Origin of the sequence: Ktedonobacter robiniae, assembly GCF_016587375.1 — a bacterium.
GTDB classification, from domain to species: domain Bacteria; phylum Chloroflexota; class Ktedonobacteria; order Ktedonobacterales; family Ktedonobacteraceae; genus Ktedonobacter; species Ktedonobacter robiniae.
Genome location: NZ_BNJG01000002.1, coordinates 251108 through 274654, shown reverse-complemented (window position 1 = coordinate 274654; position 23547 = coordinate 251108). Strand labels below are relative to the sequence as shown.

Here is a 23547-nt window from a genome sequence, read left to right as displayed (position 1 = left end):
TTTTTGTGGTATGTGCATTGTTCTCTCTTCTTCACTCGATCAAACTCAGGCGAAAATGCCTGGTCTTTGTCCAAAAATGCCTTAGAGGGCCGCGTAGGATGGATGGCTCGACGCATGTATCACCACGCCAGTGACCAGCAGCAGGCTCTGCCATTCGCGAGGCGAGAGCTGCTTTTGCCTGGCGGCAAGGTGTCCGGGAGGGACCTCGAGACTTGCCAGGGGACCAAGCACCGTCCACCTGACCCGGGAGATAGGAAACGGGCTGATCCTGGGCAGCAAGAGTGGGCCATGTGCTCGGAGAACAAGATTCAGGCTTCTGGTCGCTGCGGCGCAATCGGGAGAATATCCAGTGTGGGGGATACCAGGAAAGGACCAGGAAGCGCGAGCATGATGTGTCATGAAGTGAGACTCCTTTGTTCGCAAGGGAACAAACAACAAAAAACGCAGCCCGTCCTTCTCGCGAGGGAGAAGGCAGTGGGACTGCGTTTGGCGAAGGGAAACAGGATTAAAGGAAGTAGGAAAGTGCTAATGCCTGGAGCGATGAGAGTTGGTCGGGATCAGCCACCTCGACAGACAATTGCGCGTGCAGCATGTGCCAGCGCTCTTGTTGGGCGGCAAGTACCGTTGCCTTGTATTCACCTTCCATCTTTTGAATGAAGAGGCGAAACTGTTCAACCTTGGTGGAGAGGAACAGCTTGCATTGCTGTGCGTACAACTCCAACTGCCGGGTATGCACCATCAACTGGTAGTTCATGTTCGTCTGGGTGAGACTCACAGGACGACCGATACCGGTGACGACGTGTAAGCTCCATTGTTTGTGTGCTTGATTTCGACCTGCTTGATAGGCCTGGGGAACCTGAGCGATCTCGTAGTCGAGACGGTCGCGCTCGTAGGTCCAGCGTTGCTCAAATTGCAGGAAGATCTCGTGTGCGGAAATGGATGCCAGATGGTGTTGCTCAATCCGTTCTTCTTGATGGCGCAAAAGCTCATCGAGAAGTGGAAGACACAATCCCAGGCACTCCGGGGTCAGCACGAACTGCTGCGCACACTTTTGGAGATAGGTACGATAATTGGCCATGCCTCGTTGGACCTGCACGAGCCGTTGGTCCCAGTGGTGTTGCTGCTGCTTCACCCACTGGTGAAACAGGCGCTGTTCGGCTTCGACAGCCCAGCGAGGGGTAGTGGTATGCGCGCGGGAGACGCTTTGGGCAAGCGCGAGATTGGCCTGCGCAGTCTCACAGGCTGCAACCGCACCCAACCACGCGGTAAAGCGGTGTTGAGAGGCGCTCACCACATTGTGAAGATGCTCCAGAATGCTTACAATGACCGACTCTTCGCGTGCCAGAAGGCAGAGTTGGTTCTGGGTGTCGGCGAGGTCGCGAAGGGCTTTGGTAACGCGGCAATGGGCCCCGCAGGGACAGAGTGATCCTTGACTCATAGTGGTGACTCCTTTCATGGTGGGAAAAATGCACAAAAAGGAGCCACACCTCTTTCCACCAGGGGAAAGAGGGCAAGAGCGTCATTGATCCTCTTGTGTGGGACAACCTCCTTTCTGCGCAAAATACGAGGGAAACCGTTGGACGAGAGACGCGGAACGCATGCCGGCAGAGAGACTCGATGTCTGCATGCGGGTTGCCTGCAAGCGCGAAGCAATGGAGAGACTCGACATTGCTTCACGCTCGTGGTGCCACCAGGGTCAGGCGACTCTCTCTTATTGACGAGAGAAGAGAGAACCACTGAACTCTCTGGTGCAGGCTGCGCCACTTTCTCCTCCCTCAGTAATGAGGTGAGAAGACTCCCCTGGACATTGCCAGGACCATTCATCCCCTGTGGACGAATAGTAACTTCCACTCTGTTTGTACCCAAAAAAGTATCTTGGGTCAATGGCGTATTTCTGGGACGAAAGCTGTAAAAATTGAAGCCGAAGAAGATAGTGTTTACTCCCTTGCCAGAGGCGCTCCTCCCCACAGTGTTTGATTGGCTTTTGAAGCGGGTTGAGCAGCGATGGTGGTGAGAGAGACAAAGAAAAAATCATGCTGTGCCTTGTAGCAACTGTCCAACTTCGCCGAAAATTGCGAAGAACTTCGCCCACTATTGGGTGGTTTTCCTCTTCCCTTTTTGGAGGGCTTTTTAGTACACTAAGAGCACGTCGTGTGGCTCTCGCGCTATGCCTCCCCTCCTATTCTCCACGACCAACCAACATACGTGAGGGCTGCACGATCTTATTATGACGAAAGGCGGACAGAACAACATGATCAATATGGAGCGTCTCCTGCCACCATCGAATGCTCCTAAAGGTCTTCCACACGCTCCTCCTGGAAGTAGGGAAGGGCATGAAGAGCAAATGATGGCACTGCACGCATTGCAAGTGGTTCCTCCTGCGTTACTGGAGCAGGTGCAACAGTTATTTGGGTCACAGGATCGGCGCTGTCTCAATGGGCAGGCGTTTCTGGCCCAGTGGCTTCGTGTGGCGCGCATCGAACAGATCCCACTTCTCCCTCATGAACCTCCCCAACCAGTTGCTGTGCTCACGATTCAGAGTCTTCGCGCGTTCTGCACCTCTCCCTTGTCTGCCTGGCCCTGGTGCTATGACACCACAGCTAAATACATTTCAGTGTTACAGGCGGCAGGCCTCTTGCTCAAAGCGAAACAGCCCAAAGGCATGGGGACGCGCTATTATTTTCCACTGACCTCGACGCCCTGCCTGCCTGTCTGTGCCGAGCAGGTGCAACAGCTCACAAGTCGACGCAAAAGCGTCAGACGTTCGCGTGCGTTGCAACGGGTCGCAGTGTGTCTAGAGGAGCAGACCCCCTGCGTCGAGAGTGATCACGATGGAAAGGATGCAGGAGCCATGAAAACCCGGCCAGGGTATCTGCGTTTAGTTCCACCTCCACAGCAAGGACAATATGAGCAACGAACCTGTAGTCATACTTCCCAGATGACGGAAAGGCGTGGTGAGCTTTCTGGTAAAGAAGAGCGGGTGGGGCGAACGGTTGAGCGCCTGACGGCGATGATGCAGTCCTCTGGGATGCGTCTCACCCCTGCCATGAGAGTATCGATAACCACCATTGTCTGGGAGGAACTGACCCACTCAACGCAAGCGGTTTCACCACAACCGTTTGAGGAGCGTGAGCCAGTTTCCTCGTCACCTGAAACGCAGACGAAACCAACCTGTGATGTGATGCATCGTGATCGAACAACAATACCACGTCAAGGTCGACGTTTTCGAAGAAGGTCGAGAATTGCAGAGGGAGATTCTCGTCCACAACCTGATGTGTCGACTTCAGAAGAAAACGATCGCCCTCAAGCCGCTCCATTGACTCAGAGGGAGAACAGACAATCTCCTGAGAAACTGTCGACTCCAGAAGAAAATCGTCGACCTCAAGCGAGCGCCTCAGTGGGTGAAGAAAACCGTCAACTTTTCGCCAAACCATCGACTGCTGTGGAGGATCGTCGACCTTTGGTGCAAGAAACCGTCGATCTGTGCGGCACGCAAACGCAGACCCAGGAGGCCCATACGCGTACACACGCGCGTGCGCGCGTTGAATTCAATTCTCTCAATACTCATCAATTACCAAAAAAAGAAATAGATGAAAAAAGTGAAGATGAATTGAGAGAACATGGTCTTCCACAAAAACAGGTCGATGGTTTTGCGCGTATCGCAGAGGAACCAGGTCAATCATTTGCTGCCTGTTCTCGCAGAGAGGTCATTGATGAGTCTTCCTCCACCCTGTCTTCTCCCGCGCAAGAGAATGTCTCTCTTGTGACCACAGAGGATGAGGGTGATAGTCCTTTGCTCTCCCTTCGGGATCAGGTGGCTGCAATGAAGCGCGTGTATGAACCGGCGACCCATGAGATGCTTGAGGCACTGGCTCTGGATTACTCACAGCGCTTTAACCAGAGCAATGAAAACGTTGGAGTCTACCTCAAGCGTATGCATGAGCATCCGGAGTGGCTGCATGTGGCGGCGGTGGACGCCCTGGTGCGCACCTGGTTCCCTGATCCCGGACGTCGTGCGGCTCGCTTGGGGGAGGATGGGTGATCAAGAAATACCGTGAGTATGTGGAGGAGCTGGAAGAGCCTCCCGCCGAAATGGTGGCCTGGGCAGAGTGGATTCTCAACGGTGGATTGACCTATAACCATCTGGAGTGGGTGCTTGAAGTTGCAGCGCGCAGTGGGAGCATCACGCCAGGCGAGGGGAAACGCCCACTTCCTCACGAGATGATCATTGAAGCGGGATGGTTGCAAGAGTTCTGGGCAGCAGGCGGCGCACAAGGCCTGGAGCGCTACGGCTATCTCTTCGTGGATCGTGATGGTGCATTCTTGACCCCTCAGGAGTATGAGAAGCATCGCCAGGTCGCGGTCGATGAAATCCTCGCCACTCCCTATGACCCTGATGATGCTGAGGTGAGGTATGAGATCCAGACCTATCTGTCCTGGGGTGAGTCCCAGCGGCTTCCTACAGAAGAAGAGCAGGAACTCCTCACCAATTTACCACGCCCCCTAGTGCAATGGGTGAGCGCACTGGGCAAGCGTATTGACGTTGATCATTATGGCATTGGCGTGCGTTTGGCTCCTCGAAGCCGTCGACGTGTCATTGAAATTCGAGAGAAGTCGACGGTTGGACAGGTCTGGCATCTGGGCAACCAACAGCAAATTCTTCAGTGGTTGCAGCAGTATTGCTTTTTTCCTGCTGAACAACAATTAGCACTCATGGGTAACTGATATGAGGTAACGATAGCACCAATAATAGGAATTCTTATAGACATTAGCGAATTGATGATTGGTTAAAGGAGCAACGCAATGGAAAGAAAGTAACTACTCAGCAGGGTTTCAGCTCTTTTGAAAGAGCGTTTTGAATGGCTGACTTTCTGCTCTTGATGCCGTCCTCGATGTGGATGAGGTGCCTAGACCCCAATGAGCACGTTTTTTCATCCTCGTTGCCGGTTGCCAAAGCTGTCTGCTTGAGTTATTATGAGAACTCATAACACGAGAGAAAGGAGGTGTACAGTGATGCTTTTGAGAGACACGCGAAAAATGAGGCTGAGCTGTACACCTGCACGCCGATGAAGTAAGTTCTGCCTCATTTATCCTCTGTTCCCACGTATCGTTTTTCAACCCTCACTGCCGTAGGCAGTCCACGGGTTTCTTTCTGTTGCTGTGAGTACGTATCACAGCAACACATCAAGATGGAAATAAGGAGAGTTTTGTGGCAGAAATCCATTCACAGACAGGCTTTTTGGAGGCACAAGGTGCCCCATTGTATTATGAAATTGCCGGGCAGGGCGATCCCTTGCTGTTAATCCACGCCGGGATTGCTGATAGCCGTATGTGGGACGAGCAGTTCCCTGCATTCGCACGTCATTATCGTACTATCCGCTATGACGTCCGCGGTTATGGCCAGTCGCCTTTCCCCACCGGATCTTTCGCCAACCATGAGGACCCGGTTGCGCTTCTCACATCTCTTGGGATCGAGAAAGCCCATGTCGTCGGCATCTCGCTTGGTGGCAAGATCGCGCTCGATTTTGCGCTCGCTCACCCTGAGATGGTGACCTCTCTCGTGCTGGTCGCCACGAGTGTGAGCGGGGCGCAGTCATCGGAACTGGTGCGGCAGTTCTTCGCGGAAGAGGAGGCAGCACTTGAGCGGGGTGACGTGGAGGGTGCAACTGAGCTGAGTCTGCGGATGTGGGTCGATGGTCCCAGACGTACATCCGCACAGGTGAACCCGCTGGTGCGGAAGCTCGTGCATGACATGCTGTCTCCCGTTATTGCCGTCTCTCTGCCTGAGAGCGCGGATGAAATCGCCTTACAACCGTCGGCTCTCACGCGTCTGGACGAGATTCATGTCCCTACCCTTCTCATGGTCGGTGACCACGATCTTCCCGACAAGCTGACGCTTACTCGCCAGCTTGCTGACCAGATCATCGGAGCACAGCAGGTTATCATCCCCGGCGTAGCCCACATGGTTAACATGGAGCAGCCTGAGGAGTTCACCCGCATCGTATTGAGGTTCTTGAGCGAGTTGTAAGAGCATTTCAGCTCTTTTGAAGAGGACGCATCATCTGCGAGAATGAGGAGTCGGGAAACCTCTTCTCCAACTCTTTTCTCATCCTTGGTGCATCCTTCTTTCACCTGGCAAACTCCCTGTTCAGGTCCCTGGCTCCCATGCAATCGGAAACGGAGAACCCTCAAAGATCGCGGTCAGAGCAGCGAGCATGGGACGGCCTTGCTTGCGCATGGTGGACACATAGCTGCGAATCGCGCAGAAGGCCGTGGCTCCCTGTTCGCTGCGGAAGGTGCCGGAAATCTTTTGTTGCACTTTGATCATGCGTAAATCACGCTCGGCCAGGTTATTCGTGAAGGGGATCGAGAGATCATCCAGGAAAGCCCGCACTTGTTCAGCTCGTTTGAGCAGGGCATCCAGCAGATTTTTCGCGGCCTCTTGTTTCTTGCGACCTGGCTTTTGGCGTGCTGGATCTTGTTCAGGTGGGGACAACGCTCGGTTAGCAGCAAAGCCTTGCCGGAGAATCTCAAAATACTGGAGCACGAATGCATCCCGCTCGGCTCGGGGCAGGGCTGTGACTCCCTGCGCGCGCCACTGTCCCGCAACCTGGCACATATGCAGAAGTAACTCGTACATGGCTTGAGCCCACGACTGTTGGCCCTGCTCGGCCACCGCGACACAATCACGCAGCAGATGGGCCCCGCAGAGGCTGTGTTCACAGCCATAGTGATCGTAGCTACTCAAGCGATCATGGATGGCGCGACCAGTGTAGTTCGGTAACACCCCAATCTCATTCATCGCAACCTGACTTCGTTTGCGATGCCAGGAATAGAGCGTGAGCCAGGCCGTTGCGTTCACATGGAACCAATGCAAGATCCCTTTGATCCGCGCCCCAGTTTCATCCACGTGATCGATATGGCTGCGCAGGAGCAATTCTTTGAGGATGAGCAGACTTGGGGAGAGCGTGCGGGCTGCCTCTTGGACCCAACTGGCCAGCGTCCCCTCCGAGAGCGTGCACCCGAACAGATCCTCCCACACCTCACAGACGCGTTCCATGGGCAGCAACTGAAACTGCGACAGATACACCACCAGGGCCTGCACGCGCGAGCCGTATTGAGCGGGGGCACGCACATCTGCCGGAAACTGGCCGCGGGTGGGATGCCCACATCCCGGACAGCACACCGTTTCGACCCGATGCTCGGTCACTCTCAGGCGCAGGTTAGGAAGCTCGTGGATTTGCCGACGTTCGCTGACGTGCCCAGCCACCTCTGCCAACTCCCAGTGACACGTCGAGCATTCCGCGGGCCGATGCACAATCACCTCATCTGGCTCGTCCACTTGAGCCAGCGCATGGCCCTGGTGGCCAGGTTGGCCCCCAGAAGGTCTGCTCGTCTTCTGATGAGGTTTGGGCTGGTGCTTCCATCCATCACTCGATGGCGGTTTGTGGCTGTTGTGGCTATCTTTGCCCAGTCGCTGTTCCAGTTCCTCAATCCGCAGCAGCGCGCTCAAAAGTCGCCCCTCTAACTCCTCAATGTGCCGCTCTTTCTGCTGGCTTTCTTCCCACAATCGGGCATACGCCTCGTGAAGGTTTGCGTTCTCTTTTCTTAGCCGGTGGATTTCTTCTTCTGTCATACCCGTAGTTTATCAGCTTTGTCTACCTCCTCTCCGAGGGGACCTGAGTAGTTACGAAAGAAATGAGCATACTGAGCCTTGGCTCCTGACTGTAGAGCAAGCTGCAAAGCATCTGAACATTGGTCGAACAAAGTGCTATGACCTTATAAGCTCTGAAGGTTTGCCAGTAGTCAGCAGATGGCTCAAGAAAGGTGATACTGGTAATTTTGTGAACGGATGTACCAGGTAGCCAGTACAGTCTTGTTGTTTGGTAGATTTCAAACAATTTGATTTAGCAAGCAAAATACGTTTATTCTATCTAGAGGGATACTATAATTGTGTGAATGGCTAAGGAGTGCCAGTTATGCTTCAAAGAACAGTGTCATTTAAAACCCTTTTACGAATTGTTGGCGTGTTCTTTCTGCTCTATGGGTTCTATGTGATTGTGCTCGTTCTGACTTCTCAATTTGAAGCCCTTACGGATGAAATAAACTATCTCCTGTGTGGTGGCTGGTTTATGGGAAATTCGACTCTGCCTGGTAATTTGTATCTGTTTGGTCCCTTCATGCCTGGTCCCCTTTTCTGGGTAGGCATTGGTGTGCTCTTTTGGGGAGTGACGAGCGGGCGTGTGTGGGTGGCGTATGTATGTTTACAGCTCGCGCTCTGGTTGATTAGCCTATCGGTTTGGTTTCCTTTTGCTATTTTGATTGGTACTACATCTTATTCACCCGGAGTTTTTACACCATTCGCGCTGGTGACGCTGGTCCTTTCTCTGGCTCTCCTAGCTTGCTACAAGCCTGTGGCCTGCTTCTTGCACAAGCTCGTAGGATCAAAAAATATTACGCCCGTTGCCTAAGTGCGTAAATGAGATAGTCCCAGTTGCCATGGGTTCTAGAGGTAGCGCTACAGATCAGTAACCGCCTTTACGTTAATGCTAAGCTGAGCTTCAAAGGAGCTTAAAGTGAGCTAATCCTCATTTGATTACTGGGAGAAGAGGAACAAGAGGATCAACATGTATAACCTTGGCCACGAGATGTAGAAATTGGTCGTCTTCCTGACGAGTGTCTTGTGCCGTTGTCAAGGTCAAGCATCCTGATACCTGCAAATCCATCTCTTCGCTGCTCTGGGTATTCTGTATGAATTTCAAATAGTAAACAATGCCAGTATTTTCGAGGCATTGCCGTTTGCCCAGAGATGGACTTGGCAACTTATACGCTGCTTGATAGAGTTGCTGCACAGCCTTTGCATCAGTCACCGCGATATGCAACGCTGGCAGAGGGCGAAGGGGAGATGAACGTGTCACCTCAAGCCTTGTGGGAACAAGACTTCCAGGAGAAACGCATGAGCTTAAACTACCGAGTAGCAAAGCATAGAAAAAAACATACGTTGGGAAACTAATAAAAATATATTTTCTCATGTTCTTACATCCCTCTCTTTAGGCTCACTAGATGTAGATTTTTATACCTTCTAGTCTATTTCTTCAAAACCCACAAATTAGAACTTTTGATATCGATTCCGGCATCTATTAATTACAAGATCCTGAAAATAAATAATTTCTTATTATTTTATATGAGTGTGAATTGCTACAGATGCACCTCCTCGTCCATCCAATTTTCTCAACATGCACGTAATAGGAATGTAGAATGCGAATAGGATGAGGGAAACAACCAAAGTGACAATCAGCTGTGGCCATGGATCGTTTGGAGTCGCAATGAGAATCGAAAAAGGTGGAATAACACTTGTAGTTCCAAAATTTCCATTGAACTGATACCAGATATTTATACCTATAAGCCAGACAGTAACCTGTAAGCACCAATAAGCTAGTGTTCCCCTCATGGAACTGAGACCCAGGCATACTATACCAATACCAAGAAATGATGGGGCTCCAAAATAGTAGGGAGGACCCATTCTAAAGGGGGTAGTTAAAATGACCTGTAATGTGATGCTAAGAATCTGTGGGTGTGTAAAGGCATGTAGAACAATATACGCTTCACAAATACCTAGGAAGATAAACGAAATACCAAGAATGCGAAGAAATGCTTTATACAAGAAAAATATACGCAACACGTTATCCCCTGTCTTACGAACACGTTGTTTGTGACATACGTATTATACAGCGCAAACTAGAAATATGTATATATGCATCCATGCTTGCTCTTTACGTTTGTTATTGCCATTACTAGCAGTGTGTTGACCACAAGTTTTTTGAAGGAGCACCATTGAGGCCTCCCGCAACGTAAGCTGTCACCAGCCGCAAGGTAGCAGGTAATACGGGCATAGCTCTTTCTCCCTCATAAGTTCCGCCTTTTTTTCTGGAAAAGAACTTGATCCCATTTGACCTATGAGAATCATTACATGTTGTGCTTAGGGGCATTCTTCGTTTTATTCATGTAGAAGTTGTCAGTTCCGACACTCTCAGAATCAGGAACTAGCGATGGCTGACGATACTGCTTATGCATGTAGTAACCGCTACCTTGCGGCTCATGACACCTTACGTAGCCCAGGGCCTATTATGTTAAAAGAATGAGGAGTGTCACAATGTCCAAACATAGAAACTATATAACTTGGGCCTAGAAGCGATGTTTGGATTGTAGGCTCCAGTTCTTCGACCGTCTTGAGGCATTAGGAGAGGGGTTACAGGCTTTATGGACAATGACACCTATCTCTGCAGGATTGATTCAACCATCCCGCTCGCTGACTACAGAAAGCGCAGATCCTACTATGGCCGCGACATGAAAGTACACGTCCCTGATGGGAACTATCAGCACTTCATACTCTCTCCCTCAGAGTCTGCCCGGGTTGACGTATACGACGGAGGCGGCGAGTGTAAATCCCAATATTAAACTGGTCATTTTTCAACAATTCTTCTGGTGAAGGTGGTTGCTGTGCAGATAAAAGATCGTGAGATCCACCAGGATAATTATACCAATTTCACCAGTTTAATGTTGGGATTTACATCTTAATTATCAGACAAACTGCTGCTCAGATACTTTTTAGCAATCTCTATATTTTCCCTGAGAGAAAATAGTCAATTATTGCTAAAGGCTCTCTGAGAGAATAATCACTTAGATGCGAGCAAGTTGTGTTCATATCTGGAGATAAAGAGTATGTGTAATGTAGCTTTGAAGCTATAAGCCCAGCCCTAGCATTTGTGGCAGGGTCAGTAACAATGATGGCTGAATGTAACCCTGCTTTATTAAGTATGTTTTGCGAGAACACGAGATTTTCATACGTTGAAGTTGACTTGTTCTCAGTTAGAATATCCGCTCCTGGAATGCCATCTTTCATAGCGATTGTTTTCATAGTTTCGGCTTCATTAACATTATCTTCTTTGTCGGTCCCGCCAGACATAAGGATTTTTGGCGCGTAGTGGTTTTTGTAAAGAGAAACCGCTTGGTTTATTCGGGAAACCAGGCAAGGGTTATCGTGGGGGTGTGGAACAAAACCATGCTGGCATCTTGGTCCGAAGCAGGAAATACCACCCATAGCCCCCTCACCTAAGACTACGATTACATCTGATTTTACTTTTGTATCCTGCTTTGCCATGTGACTAATGTAGATTACCAACGGCACATATATGAGTAGAATAATAACGACAATTATCGAAAGTGTGATGAGAATTTTCTTCTTCATTGTTTTATTTTAATCCAATTCCTATTGTAAATCCCAATATTAAACGGCTGTTGCCCACTTTGGGGGCTTAGTGTCCGCTTGCTCTTCATTACAAGCTCGATGATTTGCACTTGGTAGCTCTCCTTCAGGTCAGCAAGCAAGCCGTAAGCCCCCAAAGTGGGCAACAGCCATTAAACTGGTCATTTTTCAAAATTCTTCTGGTGAAGGTGGTTGCTGTGCAGATAAAAGATCGTGAGATCCACCAGGATAATTATACCAATTTGGGGATTTTTGCATAACCCCCCATACGCACCAACTTAAGGACTCAAAGCCCAGTTGGTCGATCTCCGCTGGAGGAGTTGGGCGGAATTGGGATGCTTTTTGCGCTTGTTCATTTGGCACCCTAAACGCATGCGACGTTGGATGGCTTGTAGGGCAGAGAGAAACGAGCGCTCCCCTGCAAAAGCTTCCAGCAGCGAACTGGCGGTATCGCGGACCACCTGTGCCAGTTTGCGGCATTCTGCGCTGCTCATCTTGCCAGGCGAACAGGAGAATGAGCCAGTGTTGCAGGAGCAGTCCAATGAGCTTGGCATACAGTTCACAGAGCACGCGCCAGGGATTCGTGGTGCGCCATTCATCAATCCGCCCGTATTGCTTCCATAACTTGTAAAGCATTTCCATTTGCCATCGTTCCCGCACCAGGACGAGAGCCTCCTGCAAGTTCAGAAGATTCGCAGGGACATCGGTGAGCAAGATGGTCCAGTCGGCCAGTTTCCAGGCTTGCTCCCGCACGGGTTGAGCGCGTCGCTTGGCATCAGCCTCCAAGTTGGCGCGTCGTCGCGAAGCTCCGTCTTGGGGAACTCGCAAGATGAGCAGACGCATCAGATGCCGATGCTCTTTGCCCACACGAACCCAGCGTTCGTGGGTCTGTCCGACCTGCTGTGGGAGCAGCGCATCCAGTTCCAGCGGTTTGCCTTCCGGCGTCCAGTAGTTGGTTCTGGCCTGGGCACGAGTGAGCGTGTAACTGCCAGCCGCTCGTCGAGCAGCAATCGCTCCCCAATCCAGATACCCCAGATCGGCGATATACAGACTTCCCACCGGCAAGCCATCATCTTTGAACGGACTGGATCGATCAATGATCCGTCCGTGCGTGAGCCTTGGGCCTTGCACCTGTCCCCGTTTGAGTTCCCAACGAACATGCAATTTCACCGCAGCTTGCCCCTTTCCAGGAGATCCCCCGCATCCCTGCCACTGCTCTGCCAATTCCTCTGGGAGGGCGATACTGCTACTATCCTCCAGCACGACTGACTGAAAGCGACACAGGAGCTCCAACGGGACATCCTGGCTGGCTTCAACGACCACACTGGCCATCTCCTCAAACACCGCATGCAAGAAGTGGGCACAGGGCTCCGTGAAGCGTTTGTGCAGCGCGGTATCTGTCACTTCCACCTTGCGGATGGTCGCCATGGATGCGAGCCGCTCCAGACTGGCATCCGGATGGCTCAGCCAGCCAAAAACCAGCGTTTGCAGCAGGTCGGCTCCACTGAATTTTCTCTGCCGTTCAATACAGCCCGTTTCGCGGGCCAGGACATTCGCTCGTTCTTCCAGGATGTGCTTCAAAGACTGCTCGACGTGTGCTACATTTGCCATGTCTGTGCTCCCTCTGCTCTCGATATCAGGTTTCTCTTTCTGACATCATCGCAGATGGAGCCTCTTTTTGCCTCTGCCTTGCTTAAGTTGGTGCGTATGGGGATTTTTGCATAACCCCCCGAAACGGTGCACTCAGCTTTAACTCAAGGCCAGCACGGGCGTTCCCTGGAGAATTTGCGCCCCTACGCATCAAGACGTTAGCTGTGGAAAGAGAGGAGAGGGCGGGTGCAGATTAATGCCACTGGCTCACGTTTCTTGTTCTTGCACCAGTGACCACAAGAAACGAGCAACAGGCGAGAATCGATATTATGGGGAAAGAAGAAAGGGTATGCCAGGAACGTTCGCTATGTTTCCTTGCCGAGCGGTGTTCAATCGTTGCGGCCAGTACTGGCCGCAACGATTGAACACCGCTCGGCAAGCGGCAGGATCGCCACGCTACTGACGTTGCAAACGGCGAGAATGAGCCAGGGAACAGCACTCGACATTGCTTACTCCCCATAAGCTCGATTTGCGCCTGTTTCTTCGGGGTGAACTCAGGTGATCTATGAACTCTCTGCTGGCTACCAGCCCTGGAAAAAGCGCGAAAGGCCACGCAAGAGCACTTCCTCCGGCGCGAGCCTGGTGACCAGGCCAAGCGCCCAGGCGGTGTACAGCAACTTCCCGTGCGTCAAAGGCACCAGGACAAGGACACCGGTCGTGCTACTGGGAGAGAAGGAGACCGCGAGGTCGTCGAGGGTGATCTCACGTCCGGTATGGAGGTGATCAGCAGGATACTCCCCGACGAGGGCATCGAAGGCATAGACTGCATCTCGCTCCTTCCCCGGCCCCCGCACCTGGAGTACGCTGGTGATGCTCTTGACTTCCCGGCGAACTGCCTCGGCCTTCCGCCACAGGTCCTGGTTCACCTGTGGCCCTGGTACCACGAGGACCTTTGCCTGGGCCGCCTGCAGCAGCTCGATGGCGTGCTCTACAGGGACGCCGGGCTGGATCGGGCACACGATCCCGGCGGCCTGTCCTCCCCAGAACAGGAGGTGGGCCTCCAACAGATTGGGCAACAGCTCGGCAATCACATCTGTCGCCTCAACGCCCAGGTTGGCTGTTTGATGCACCCCTTTGAGCAAGGCGCCCGCAGAGAGGTGGGTCGCCCGATCCGAGCACACCACACCTGCTGGCAAGGCGATGGCCGGCCGATCCGGATCCTGTGCAGCCATTGCCCGAATCAGGTCGTAGGTGCTACGGGCGCCGAAGCGTTCCTCAAGGGGAATACGCTCAATGGCCTCGATCTCCTGGATAGTCCGTGCAGGCGTCTGCTGTGACATGGTCCCGTCCTTTTCCCGCAAGAGGGCGTTGCGTCGCCGCCTTTCTTGTGTCAGGCGGTTTTCGTCTTCGCTGCCTCCTCCAAGCCCAGGGCTGCGATGGCCTGCTCGCGTAGCACGAACTTCTGCACCTTGCCGCTGGCCGTCAGGGGATAGGCATCCACAAACAGGAAGTAGCGCGGAATCTTCTGGTGGCTGATCTGGCCCTGGCAATAGTCCCGTAGCTCCTGCTCGGTGAGTAGCTCGCCAGCTTTGGGGAAGACCACCGCCAGCAGTTCTTCGCCAAAGAAGGCATCTGGCACGCCCACAACTTGCACATCAGCCACTCTGGGATGGCGGATGAGAAAGGCTTAGATCTCTGCCGGGAACAGGTTCTCACCGCCGCGAATGACCATGTCTTATGCAAAAAGAAGCTTGATAGAACAGGAACCCCTCTACAACATAGCTGTAAATCCGACCACTATTCTAGTAAAAATCCCACAATTATCCTGGTGAACAAGTTGTTCAGAGTAGCTTACCCACCAGGACAATTATGGTAAAAGCGGCCGGAATAGTGTTCGGATTTACACGAATGTGCTTGCGTCACCGGAGTTCGCAGATGTAGGACCTGGCTGGCTTATCGTTAAGCGTTAGCTCACTGACAGGGACGAAGCCATTGTGTTCAAGCACCTTGCGGGAAGCCGGATTATCCAGCGTGACCCTCGCGCGCAGACTGGTAAGCCCATACTCTGTGGCAGCGAGCTCGCGCACCTCACGCACCGCCGCTGTGGCCAGCCCTTGCCCCGCAGCCTTCTGCGCGATCCGGTATCCGAGTTCCGCCGACCCGTCTGCCACATTGAACAGGTTTACCCGCCCCACTACCTCGCCGCCCTCGGCCACCAGCAGGTAAAAGTAATCCGTCCCGGCGGCCTGCTGCGCGAGCAGTTGCGCATGCCGCGTATCGAACTCGGCGAAGAACTCGTCCCCCCGATCCGGTATCACCGCCGCGAAGTAGGCCCGATTCTCCCGCTCGAACACCAGCAGGGCAGAGGGACATAACCAACCCATCTCCCGCCACTCACCCACACCACATGTATATATAGGAAGGGATTCACCCGATGCACGATCACCAGTCAGCGACCCACCAGGATCACCAGAGCGACTGGTCAGGCGCTACTCACCTCCCCATCCTCCAGAGCCAGGCCCTCACGGGGGAGCAGGTCTTTGCGTGCATCGTCCCAGGATGCCCGCACCTGGTGCATCTACCTGAGGATGGCGTCCTGGTGGCCTGGCTAGATGCCAAGACCGGCAAATCACACAGTCGCAAGACCCATCTCGCCTACCATAGTACTGCCCTCTCCTGCCGTGACGCGCTGCGCGCCCAGGGCTATGACCTCTTCATGGATCTCTCGGAGCGCGGGACCCGAGCGCACTGGCTCCTGATTGTCCAGCGCTGGGCCGGAGAACGTGCCGCTACCTCGACCCGCGCCGGCGCACCCGCCAATAGCACTTATAACCAGCGCCTGGCGATTCTCAGCAGCCTCTTTGTCTATGCTCATCGACAGCAACTCTACCAGGGCGACAATCCCATTGAACTGCTGGAGCGGCGCAAAGTCTATGACTATGCCAGTGCCGAGGCCATCGAACCCCTCGACATGCGCAAGCTCCTGGCCACCATTGACCGGACATCGCTCAGTGGCCTGCGCGATTATGCGCTCCTGAGCCTGGCCCTGCATACCGGCCAACGGGTTCAGGTGCTCGCCGACATGCGGATCGGCCACCTCACCCGCGCTGGGGCCGCGCTTCGGGTGACCTTCCCACGTACCAAGGGCGGCAAACGCAGCGCGCGGCAGCTTGGAGAAGAAACGAGTGCCACGCTCATTGCCTACCTGGAGCAGGTCTATGGTTCCGGATGGGCTACTCAGGGCGAGGCCCCCGTGTGGATCTCCCTCTCACGCAACCAGAGCCGCGGGCAGGCTCTCTCGCTCCAGGCCCTGGAACAAATCTGTGCGCGTCGCCTGGGCACCAGTAAATTCCACGTGACCCGTTACACGACGGCCAAGACCCTCGATCAACTCGGGGTCAGCGCGAGCGAGATCCAGGAGTTCCTTGATCACGAGAGCCTGGCGACCACTGGACGTTACCTCAAAGTGCTCAAGCGGGCGGAGCATAAGTATAGCCGCGATCTGGAGCAGGTCTTTGGAATCTCCACACACTTGGCAAAGGAGGAGTAAGGCCAGATGATGACCACTATCCCATACTCCTCCTTATAGAGAGACAACAGACGATTTTAATTGGAAGGGCCATTTGCATCAGAATGCAAGCTTGCAGCCAAGCTACCATCATTCTCAGGAAGCCATTGGAGGTATTCTTTCGTAAATGATCCATCATTGCGAGGAGCAAATTCCAAATGAAGGTCACCGCAAAAACCTTGATCTAGTAGAGCTTTGACCTCCAGCCAGTTTGCCAGTGTTGCAGGCAATGACAATGGTTTAATTGGTCCGAGGGGATACTCCTCACCGAATAAAGAAAGTATTTCATTATCTTGCTGTAAGTAAACCATGCCTCTCTCTTCGGCCTGGCTCAGTATCTGGCCTGTCTCTTCCATATTCTCATCAGTAACAGGAATGGATGCAGGAGACTTGCTCCAGGTAGCGCCGATTTTCCCCGTGCTGTAAATTTGCTCATTTCATGGGAGGAATTTCGCTCATTACGTGGTTCTGGCTTACTCTTGATACCGCTGGCGAATCCTCCTCAGGAGCATCAGGATGGCATTGTAAAGAGCGCATCTGGATCTTAATCACGCTGAAGATCTATGAGCCTTCAGCGTGATGCAGAAGAGATCAACAATTGCATCTTTTGCTGGTCATCTGCTTGGTTCATGAATGCTAGCCGCTCCGACAACATCCACAATGCACTTGTTACCTGGCTGCCTCATGGCTCTCTCCAAGGTTCGCCAGCGGTATCAAAAGCGAGCCAGAACCACGAAGTAAGCAGATCTAGCCCGCAAACGTGGAATATTGCCCTCAATCTTGAGCACAGGGACAAACGAATCTGGGCAAAACCGCCCTACATCTGATATACTGCCTCTGAAATCTGTAAATTGCGCTCTGGAGACACATCCTTGTAGGAGGGATACTCGTGGTTATACAGGTTGTCGAAATACGATTGGAGCCGAGCCAAGGATGAAAGTCCCTCGACTAGACGGAATGGAACGGAGCGAGAACGCCAAGGAAACGGGCAGCAGAAACAACGAAAACGGTGGAAACGGAGAAAGAACAGGAACACACGAGCCAAACAGTCAACTGCACGTTCTCTGGAGGAGTTCGCATCGATCTCAAACGATTTACCGACAGTGGCATCAACCTGATGGAATGTGCCTTCCTGTGGAAGAATGCGTTCACTTTCCCCGGTTAAGGGCATCCTCCGATTCAAAGAGCACGTCCCACGTAAGCAGCAGACGCCTTTGACAGCGAAACGTTGGTCGGTCACAGGAAAAACAGACTAGAACGTGGTTGGCGGGTAACGAACGAGAAAGGGAATGAACGATGTGCAGAGACATTCCACATCTTTGAGGAACAAGTCATTCATCTGCGTGGTTCTTGAAGCAGAAAGTCCTGTGAGTCCCTATTCGCGCTACTGTGAAAGAATGAAGTATTCATCCCGTTCTTCTTTGATTTTCTTGCTCTCATCGAGCAAGTAGAGAATAGCTCTCGCCATGGTCACCATTGTCCCACCTGGGCCCAGACCTATTCTAAAAGTTACCAGAACGAGTGCGTTACTTTCATCGCCAATCGACGAGATCTCCTGAACACTTCCGGGCTCGATAAGCTGCGCGGCTTTTATCTTGGGCTCCATGTAAGCGTCGATGCCTGTCAATTCTGTGGGAGCCTTCATGGGCTGCGTCGTTGTTACCACAGCGTGTACATCTGGTGCAAGTAGTTCTCTTGTCTTCTCCCAATCCTGATGACTCCAAGCGTTGATATGGGCGCGTGCTATGGTAACGGCTGTCGAGTCTTGCATGTTCATCATTTTTCCTCCAAATGAATTCTTTTTTGAACAAATGCTTTCCAAAGGGTACTAAAGCAGCATTCTCACAGAGGAAAGGAGAAGCGGAAATGTGTAAATCGTTTTGCTTCACGGGCCGAAATCGGTCCGGGAGTGTCCTGATCTGGTCCTCGCGGATCACTGCCGTTCGAGATGGATACCTTACTTGACCTGATCAGACTCCTCCTCCAGGAGAGCTAACGCGAACCTCTTTTTCTCTCCAATTTACAAGATATCGATGGAAGAAGCCAGATGAGGAGCGGTTTTTCCAGAAATTTTTGTTCCAGTGTCCAAGATTGAGGGCAATGTTCCATGTTTGCGGGCCAGATCGTCTCACTTCGTGGGGCATTTACCAGCCACTTCATTGAGTAAGATGCGGTCCAGGCCAGCTTCGGCCTTTGAGCCGAGCATGGCATCTTTGAGTTTGCGATAGAGCCTGGCGCGATCAACCACCACTTCCCCTGACTCAAGGACACGCACTTCCAGCCGTCGAGAAACGCTGAGCGTCAAAGTCTCGTCCTCAACACTCACAATCTGCGCAGCGATCTCCTCATCAAATCTGGTCGCACGAAGTAGTACATCAGATCCCTCAAGGAGCGTGGGAGATGCGCCAGCCTCTATCTCGAAGCGATAGGCATAACGCCGTTTTTCCTCACGCACCAGGGACCCATGAGACACTCGAAACGTCTGCTCTTTTTGTATACTCTTAATTAACGTGAGTTCTGGATAAGTAGATTCTCCTTCGATGAACTAGAATAGGAGCACTGACAAAAAGCTTCTATCCACCATCGGAGGGATCTAGACATGAGTGTACTCGAATTGTTTTGCGATGTCGATGATTTTATGCTGAACTTTGCACCGAATCTCAAAGCCACTCAGATCGCAACAGGCAAACAGCGTCAACGCCCAGGGCAGCTGTGGCCAAGCGAGATCATGACCATTCTGATCCATTTTCATCAGTCGCACTATCGAACGTTCAAAGCGTATTACACGCAGCACGTGCAAGTCTCCCTGACCAGTGAGTTCCCTCATCTGGTGAGTTATCCCCGCTTTGTCGCACTCATTCCTACTCTGCTCGTGCCCATGCTCGCCTACTTGCAGAGCCGCTATGGGGATTGCACAGGCATCAGCTTCATTGACTCGACCTCGTTGGAAGTCTGTGATCCCAAACACATCCACCAGCATCGTGTCTTTGCCGCCGACGCAAAGCGAGGGAAGTCGTCAATGGGCTGGTTCTTTGGGTTCAAGCTGCACCTGGCGGTCAACGATCAAGGCGAGTTGCTCGCGTGCTCTTTGACACCAGGCAATGTCGATGATCGCGCTCCAGTGCCTCAAATGGTACAGCGTCTGCGTGGCAAGCTGATTGGGGATCGCGGCTATATTTCCGCTTCCTTGACCCAGTTGCTCTTTGAGCAAGGGTTGCAACTCATCCCTCTCTTGCGAAAAAAAACATGAAAAAATCATCTGATGCACCTTTCTGATAAACTCTTGGTGCGCAAACGCGCGATTATTGAGTCGATCATTGATCAGTTCAAAAATATCTCGCAGATTGAGCACCCGCACCATCGCAGCCCGATCAACTTTGTCGTTCATTTGATTGCTGGGCTTCTTGTTTACAGTCATCAAGCCAAAAAGCCCAGCTTTCATCTCGATCAACGCTTGCTTCTGGCTGCTTGATCGGGTTGGCTTATCCAGAACTCACGTTAAAAAGCCTGCAACGTAGATCATCCCTCTTGCTTCCGGTGCCCGCCGAGCCCTATAATCTGAGAGGAGACCCCGACAATCCGATAGATTTCTCAGGGAGGACAGCCAGACTAATGATATCCACCCTTTTCTGCTCCGTCTGCGGCGCGGCTAACGAATCAACACACCCCCATTGTTTCTCCTGCGGACAACTCCTGGCAACGGAGGAAGAGAAAACGGAAACGCAGGATGAGGCACTGTTGCATGGTCGCTACCAACTCGATGTGTTCCTCGGTTCTGGCGGCTTCAGCGCGGTCTATCGCGCCAGGGATATGCATGAGAATGGGCGAGCAGTCGCTATCAAACAAATTAATTTGCAGGGCTTGAGCGCCGAAGAAGCGATTGAGGCGACTGATACGTTCAATCGCGAAGTAAGCGTACTCTCCACACTCAGCCACCCCCAGGTGCCGCTCATCTACGATCATTTCAGTGACCGGAATCACTGGTATCTTGTGCTGGAATATATCGCGGGGCAAACGCTGGAAACCTACCTGACCACATGCCAGACGCAAGGCAAGAGGCTGCAGATCAAGGAGATTCTCGCTCTAGCTTCCCAGCTTTGCACTGTGCTGGAATACCTGCATACTCGCCAGCCGCCGCTCATCTACCGTGACCTCAAACCGAGCAACATTATGCGCACTCCCACGGGTAACTTCTATCTGATCGACTTTGGCGTCGCACGCCGCTATCGTTCTGGGCAGGCCCAGGATACCCAACGCCTTGGTTCGCCGGGGTACGCTGCCCCTGAGCAGTATGGCCGCGCTCAAACCACTCCGCAGACGGATATTTATAGCTTGGGAGTGCTGCTCCATCAGGTACTCTCTGGCGAAGATCCTTCCAGCAACTCACAAGGTTTGTCTCCATTGCGTTTGAATGGTCTGCCTGGCAGCAAAGAATTAGGAATGTTGGTAACCTGGATGCTCGTACCGAACCCCGCTGAGCGGCCCTCCAGCGCGCGAATTGTTGCCAGCGAGCTTGATCGGATCAAACAGTTGATTGCTATGAGTAATACCGGACATATCTGGCTGCCGCCTGTATCGCAGGTATATTCTGCGCCTGACAGCCCGCAGCTTCAACTCCAGCATCTGCCTCAAGTTCCGACGCCGCCCGCAAGACCCATGCCCCCCCGGCTTCTTAAACACCCCACCCGCCGCCGAGTACTCATCGGTCTGGGTGCGCTCGCCGTCGGAGTTGGTGTTGGTGCTGTAGCGGAGATCATCCACCTGGCGGGTCCCTCTCTTCATCCCATCTACACTTATCAGGGGAACTCAGATGATGTAACAGACGTAGCGTGGTCCCCGGATGGCAAGCGCATCGCTTCTGCCTCATATGATCATACCGTGCGAGTGTGGGAGGCAGCCGATGGGAGAGATGCTCTAATCTACCGACAACATGCAGATACCGTAACAGCCATCGCGTGGTCCCTGGATGGTAAACGTATTACTTCCGCCTCTGCTGATACAACTGTGCAGATCTGGGACGCAACCACTGGCAGGAATATGTTGACCTACCGAGGGCATACGGAAAAAGTGAACGCGGTGGCGTGGTCCCCAGATGGCAAGCGCATCGTTTCGGGCAGTGGAGATGTTTCCGGGCATGATGAGGGCATAGTGCAGGTCTGGGATTCCACCACTGGCGAGACTATTCTAACCTCTCGGGAGCATACCTCTGCGGTGAGTGCGGTGGCGTGGTCTCCGGATGGCAAGCGCATCGCTGTTGGCTTTATCGATGATAATGGCGTGGACATTTGGGATGCGGTCACCGGGAAAAAGGTCTCAATCTATGAACGAGAGTCGCCTCTTTTGCAGACGCAGGGCTGGGCGTCGGTTGGAGTAAATGCGGTGGCGTGGTCTCCGAATAGCAAACACATCGCTGTTGGCTTTGTCGATGAAACTGTGCAGGTTTGGGATACAACCACTGGCGGTACAGTTTCGACCTATGAAGGACACTCTGCCCCTGTAATGGCCATAACGTGGTCCCCCGATGGCAGGAATATCGCCTCTGCCACCTCCTTTGATGATACAGTGCACGTTTGGAATGTGGCTACTGGAAAACAGATCTTGGCTTACCCAGGACAGCCGATGGATACAGTAGCGTGGTCCCCAGATGGCCAACGCATTGCTTGCGGCGTCAATGCAATGGTGCAAATCTGGAATGCACCATAGAATAGATGGTAAGAGGTTTTCCTACGTTTTTTGTTAAAATACGTGAGTTCTGGATAAGCAAACCCCTTCCGATGGGCGAGAATAGGAGTTAGATGAAGGGCTTCTATTCCACCATCGGAGGGATCTAGACATGAGTGTACTCGAATTGTTTTGCGCTGTCGATGATTTTGTGATGAGCTTTGCCCCACAACTGCAAGCGAGCCAACTGGCAGCAAGTAAACAACGAGCACGTGCGGGCCAACTTTGGCCAAGCGAAATCATGACTATTCTCATCCATTTTCATCAGTCCCGGTATCGCACCTTTAAATCCTATTACACGCAACATGTCCAGGTTCATCTGACGAGTGAATTTCCTCACCTGGTGAGTTATCAGCGCTTTGTGGCTCTCATTCCCTCAGTGCAAGTTCCACTGTTAGCGTACTTGCAAAGGTGCTATGGAGCTTGCACAGGCATCAGCTTCATTGATTCGACGTCGTTGGAAGTCTGCGACCCCAAACGGATCAGTCAGCATCGCGTCTTCGCCGCCGATGCTAAGCGTGGAAAAACCAGTACAGGATGGTTTTACGGGTTCAAGCTGCACCTGGCAGTGAATGATCGCGGCGAGTTGCTGGCTTGTTGCCTCACGCCTGGCAATGTCGATGATCGCGCTCCTGTTCCCACTCTGGTGAAAAAGCTGCGCGGCAAATTGTTTGGAGATCGCGGCTACATTTCCGCTCCTCTGACCCTATGGCTTTTTGAACAAGGATTACAGCTCATCACCAGATTGCGTAAAAACATGAAAGATTGCCTCATGCATCTTTCTGACAAGCTCTTGCTCCGCAAACGAGCGATTATTGAATCGATTATCGATCAACTCAAGAACATTTCCCAGATTGAGCATTCTCGCCATCGCAGCCCGACCAATTTTGTCATCCATTTGATCGCTGGACTCATTGCCTACTCTCATCAAGAGAAAAAGCCGGGTTTGCACCTCGATGAACACGCTCTTCTGGCCGCTTGATTGCCTTGGCTTATCCAGAACTCACGTTTAATTACCAACTCTAAAGCATGTACAACCGCTGCCTCCACCTCTGCTTGTGTGGGAGGAGTGGAAATTGTCATAGTACCCATTCTCCATTATGATGAAAGCCCGTCGGGGGCTGATGTGGGCAAGCCTTGCATGGGTGAAACCCATCGCGCTGGTGAAACACCTGGTAAAAGTCGCGCTGCCCTCGCGCATCCAAAGCCTCTGGAGGTATCTCCCGGATAACGAAATAGTAGGAATTAGAGCAATTTGCAATAAAGCCCTCAGTTTTTTGGAAAAACTGAGGGTAAAAAGCGCGAAGAGCGGGCAGGTTTTAAGGCGTAGAGTAAGCACTCAGCGCGAAGCGTGAGCAGCACAACCATTGAGCGGCTGAGATACCGCTCTAGAGGTGACTTC

19 protein-coding genes and 1 pseudogene are annotated in these 23547 nt (G+C 52.5%); 8 read left to right on the top strand and 12 right to left on the bottom strand.

What is annotated here, in order from left to right:
* Window positions 1-81: 81 nt before the first annotated feature.
* Both JMJ04_RS21890 and JMJ04_RS21885 read right to left on the bottom strand, forming a co-directional pair.
* Entirely contained in the window at window positions 82-399 is a 318-nt protein-coding gene (locus JMJ04_RS21890; protein ID WP_201372609.1) for a hypothetical protein, read from the bottom strand.
* 106 nt (window positions 400-505) lie between these two features.
* Window positions 506-1438 (bottom strand): hypothetical protein, encoded by a 933-nt coding sequence (locus JMJ04_RS21885; RefSeq protein ID WP_201372608.1) that lies wholly within the window; start codon window positions 1436-1438, stop codon window positions 506-508.
* Window positions 1439-2251: 813 nt separating this feature from the next.
* Between JMJ04_RS21885 and JMJ04_RS21880 the strand changes: the two genes are divergently transcribed.
* The 3 genes from JMJ04_RS21880 (at window position 2252) to JMJ04_RS21875 (ending at window position 6028) form a co-directional block, all read left to right on the top strand.
* Entirely contained in the window at window positions 2252-4042 is a 1791-nt protein-coding gene (locus tag JMJ04_RS21880; protein WP_236038271.1) for a hypothetical protein, read from the top strand.
* On the top strand, window positions 4039-4725 hold the full coding sequence (locus JMJ04_RS46660) for a hypothetical protein (RefSeq protein WP_236038270.1): 687 nt from the start codon (window positions 4039-4041) through the stop codon (window positions 4723-4725). Before JMJ04_RS21880 ends, JMJ04_RS46660 begins: the two co-directional genes overlap by 4 nt.
* 484 nt (window positions 4726-5209) lie before the next feature.
* Window positions 5210-6028 carry an alpha/beta fold hydrolase gene (locus tag JMJ04_RS21875; RefSeq protein WP_201372607.1) on the top strand — a complete coding sequence of 273 codons (819 nt, stop codon included), beginning with the start codon at window positions 5210-5212 and terminating at the stop codon, window positions 6026-6028.
* A 120-nt stretch (window positions 6029-6148) separates the two neighbouring features.
* Here the strand turns inward: JMJ04_RS21875 and tnpC are convergent, their stop codons facing one another.
* Window positions 6149-7636: an IS66 family transposase gene (tnpC, locus tag JMJ04_RS21870; RefSeq protein WP_201372606.1), complete on the bottom strand. Its 1488-nt coding sequence runs from the start codon at window positions 7634-7636 to the stop codon at window positions 6149-6151.
* Window positions 7637-7979: 343 nt separating this feature from the next.
* Here tnpC and JMJ04_RS21860 point away from each other — a divergent pair, with 343 nt between their 5' ends.
* The gene (locus JMJ04_RS21860) at window positions 7980-8471 is read left to right on the top strand and encodes a hypothetical protein (protein WP_201372605.1); all 492 of its coding nucleotides are present in this window, start codon (window positions 7980-7982) and stop codon (window positions 8469-8471) included.
* 117 nt (window positions 8472-8588) lie between these two features.
* On the opposite strand, the gene JMJ04_RS21855 is transcribed toward JMJ04_RS21860, so the two are convergent.
* From JMJ04_RS21855 to JMJ04_RS21830, 6 genes are all read right to left on the bottom strand, one after another.
* On the bottom strand, window positions 8589-9032 hold the full coding sequence (locus JMJ04_RS21855) for a hypothetical protein (protein ID WP_201372604.1): 444 nt from the start codon (window positions 9030-9032) through the stop codon (window positions 8589-8591).
* 1586 nt (window positions 9033-10618) lie between these two features.
* Window positions 10619-11248, bottom strand: a complete 630-nt coding sequence (locus JMJ04_RS21850) for a YdcF family protein (protein ID WP_201372603.1) — start codon at window positions 11246-11248, stop codon at window positions 10619-10621.
* Window positions 11249-11434: 186 nt separating this feature from the next.
* A complete protein-coding gene (locus JMJ04_RS21845; RefSeq protein ID WP_236038268.1) occupies window positions 11435-12877 on the bottom strand; it encodes an IS4 family transposase in 1443 nt (480 codons plus the stop codon).
* 560 nt (window positions 12878-13437) lie between these two features.
* The gene (locus JMJ04_RS21840) at window positions 13438-14196 is read right to left on the bottom strand and encodes an AMP-binding protein (protein WP_201372602.1); all 759 of its coding nucleotides are present in this window, start codon (window positions 14194-14196) and stop codon (window positions 13438-13440) included.
* Window positions 14197-14246: 50 nt separating this feature from the next.
* Window positions 14247-14534, bottom strand: a complete 288-nt coding sequence (locus tag JMJ04_RS21835; protein WP_268887393.1) for an AMP-binding enzyme — start codon at window positions 14532-14534, stop codon at window positions 14247-14249.
* A gap of 241 nt (window positions 14535-14775) precedes the next feature.
* Complete coding sequence (locus JMJ04_RS21830; RefSeq protein WP_201372600.1) at window positions 14776-15240, bottom strand: GNAT family N-acetyltransferase; 465 nt, start codon at window positions 15238-15240, stop codon at window positions 14776-14778.
* A 50-nt stretch (window positions 15241-15290) separates the two neighbouring features.
* Between JMJ04_RS21830 and JMJ04_RS21825 the strand changes: the two genes are divergently transcribed.
* Window positions 15291-16406 (top strand): tyrosine-type recombinase/integrase, encoded by a 1116-nt coding sequence (locus tag JMJ04_RS21825; protein ID WP_201372599.1) that lies wholly within the window; start codon window positions 15291-15293, stop codon window positions 16404-16406.
* A 56-nt stretch (window positions 16407-16462) separates the two neighbouring features.
* Here the strand turns inward: JMJ04_RS21825 and JMJ04_RS21820 are convergent, their stop codons facing one another.
* From JMJ04_RS21820 to JMJ04_RS21810, 3 genes are all read right to left on the bottom strand, one after another.
* Complete coding sequence (locus JMJ04_RS21820) at window positions 16463-16735, bottom strand: hypothetical protein (RefSeq protein WP_236038266.1); 273 nt, start codon at window positions 16733-16735, stop codon at window positions 16463-16465.
* Window positions 16736-17808: 1073 nt separating this feature from the next.
* Window positions 17809-18195, bottom strand: a complete 387-nt coding sequence (locus JMJ04_RS21815; protein WP_236038264.1) for a nuclear transport factor 2 family protein — start codon at window positions 18193-18195, stop codon at window positions 17809-17811.
* Window positions 18196-18552: 357 nt separating this feature from the next.
* Window positions 18553-18897: a hypothetical protein gene (locus JMJ04_RS21810; RefSeq protein ID WP_201372596.1), complete on the bottom strand. Its 345-nt coding sequence runs from the start codon at window positions 18895-18897 to the stop codon at window positions 18553-18555.
* Window positions 18898-19023: 126 nt separating this feature from the next.
* Here JMJ04_RS21810 and JMJ04_RS21805 point away from each other — a divergent pair.
* The 3 genes and pseudogenes from JMJ04_RS21805 (at window position 19024) to JMJ04_RS21795 (ending at window position 23127) form a co-directional block, all read left to right on the top strand.
* Window positions 19024-19896 (top strand): annotated as a pseudogene (locus tag JMJ04_RS21805) (IS982 family transposase).
* 140 nt (window positions 19897-20036) lie between these two features.
* On the top strand, window positions 20037-22127 hold the full coding sequence (locus JMJ04_RS21800; protein WP_201372595.1) for a serine/threonine-protein kinase: 2091 nt from the start codon (window positions 20037-20039) through the stop codon (window positions 22125-22127).
* A gap of 130 nt (window positions 22128-22257) precedes the next feature.
* Window positions 22258-23127, top strand: a complete 870-nt coding sequence (locus JMJ04_RS21795; protein WP_201372594.1) for an IS982 family transposase — start codon at window positions 22258-22260, stop codon at window positions 23125-23127.
* The last annotated feature ends 420 nt before the right edge of the window (window positions 23128-23547 follow it).

Excerpts from the sequence above, each read along its gene's own strand:
- JMJ04_RS21890 (WP_201372609.1), bottom strand. The coding sequence starts at position 399 with ATGACACATCATGCTCGCGCTTCCTGGTCCTTTCCTGGTATCCCCCAC.
- JMJ04_RS21885 (WP_201372608.1), bottom strand. The coding sequence starts at position 1,438 with ATGAGTCAAGGATCACTCTGTCCCTGCGGGGCCCATTGCCGCGTTACC.
- JMJ04_RS21880 (WP_236038271.1), top strand. The coding sequence starts at position 2,252 with ATGATCAATATGGAGCGTCTCCTGCCACCATCGAATGCTCCTAAAGGT.
- tnpC (WP_201372606.1), bottom strand. The coding sequence starts at position 7,636 with ATGACAGAAGAAGAAATCCACCGGCTAAGAAAAGAGAACGCAAACCTT.
- JMJ04_RS21860 (WP_201372605.1), top strand. The coding sequence starts at position 7,980 with ATGCTTCAAAGAACAGTGTCATTTAAAACCCTTTTACGAATTGTTGGC.
- JMJ04_RS21855 (WP_201372604.1), bottom strand. The coding sequence starts at position 9,032 with ATGAGAAAATATATTTTTATTAGTTTCCCAACGTATGTTTTTTTCTAT.
- JMJ04_RS21850 (WP_201372603.1), bottom strand. The coding sequence starts at position 11,248 with ATGAAGAAGAAAATTCTCATCACACTTTCGATAATTGTCGTTATTATT.
- JMJ04_RS21845 (WP_236038268.1), bottom strand. The coding sequence starts at position 12,877 with ATGGCAAATGTAGCACACGTCGAGCAGTCTTTGAAGCACATCCTGGAA.
- JMJ04_RS21840 (WP_201372602.1), bottom strand. The coding sequence starts at position 14,196 with ATGTCACAGCAGACGCCTGCACGGACTATCCAGGAGATCGAGGCCATT.
- JMJ04_RS21830 (WP_201372600.1), bottom strand. The coding sequence starts at position 15,240 with ATGGGTTGGTTATGTCCCTCTGCCCTGCTGGTGTTCGAGCGGGAGAAT.
- JMJ04_RS21825 (WP_201372599.1), top strand. The coding sequence starts at position 15,291 with ATGCACGATCACCAGTCAGCGACCCACCAGGATCACCAGAGCGACTGG.
- JMJ04_RS21820 (WP_236038266.1), bottom strand. The coding sequence starts at position 16,735 with ATGGTTTACTTACAGCAAGATAATGAAATACTTTCTTTATTCGGTGAG.
- JMJ04_RS21815 (WP_236038264.1), bottom strand. The coding sequence starts at position 18,195 with ATGCAAGACTCGACAGCCGTTACCATAGCACGCGCCCATATCAACGCT.
- JMJ04_RS21800 (WP_201372595.1), top strand. The coding sequence starts at position 20,037 with ATGATATCCACCCTTTTCTGCTCCGTCTGCGGCGCGGCTAACGAATCA.
- JMJ04_RS21795 (WP_201372594.1), top strand. The coding sequence starts at position 22,258 with ATGAGTGTACTCGAATTGTTTTGCGCTGTCGATGATTTTGTGATGAGC.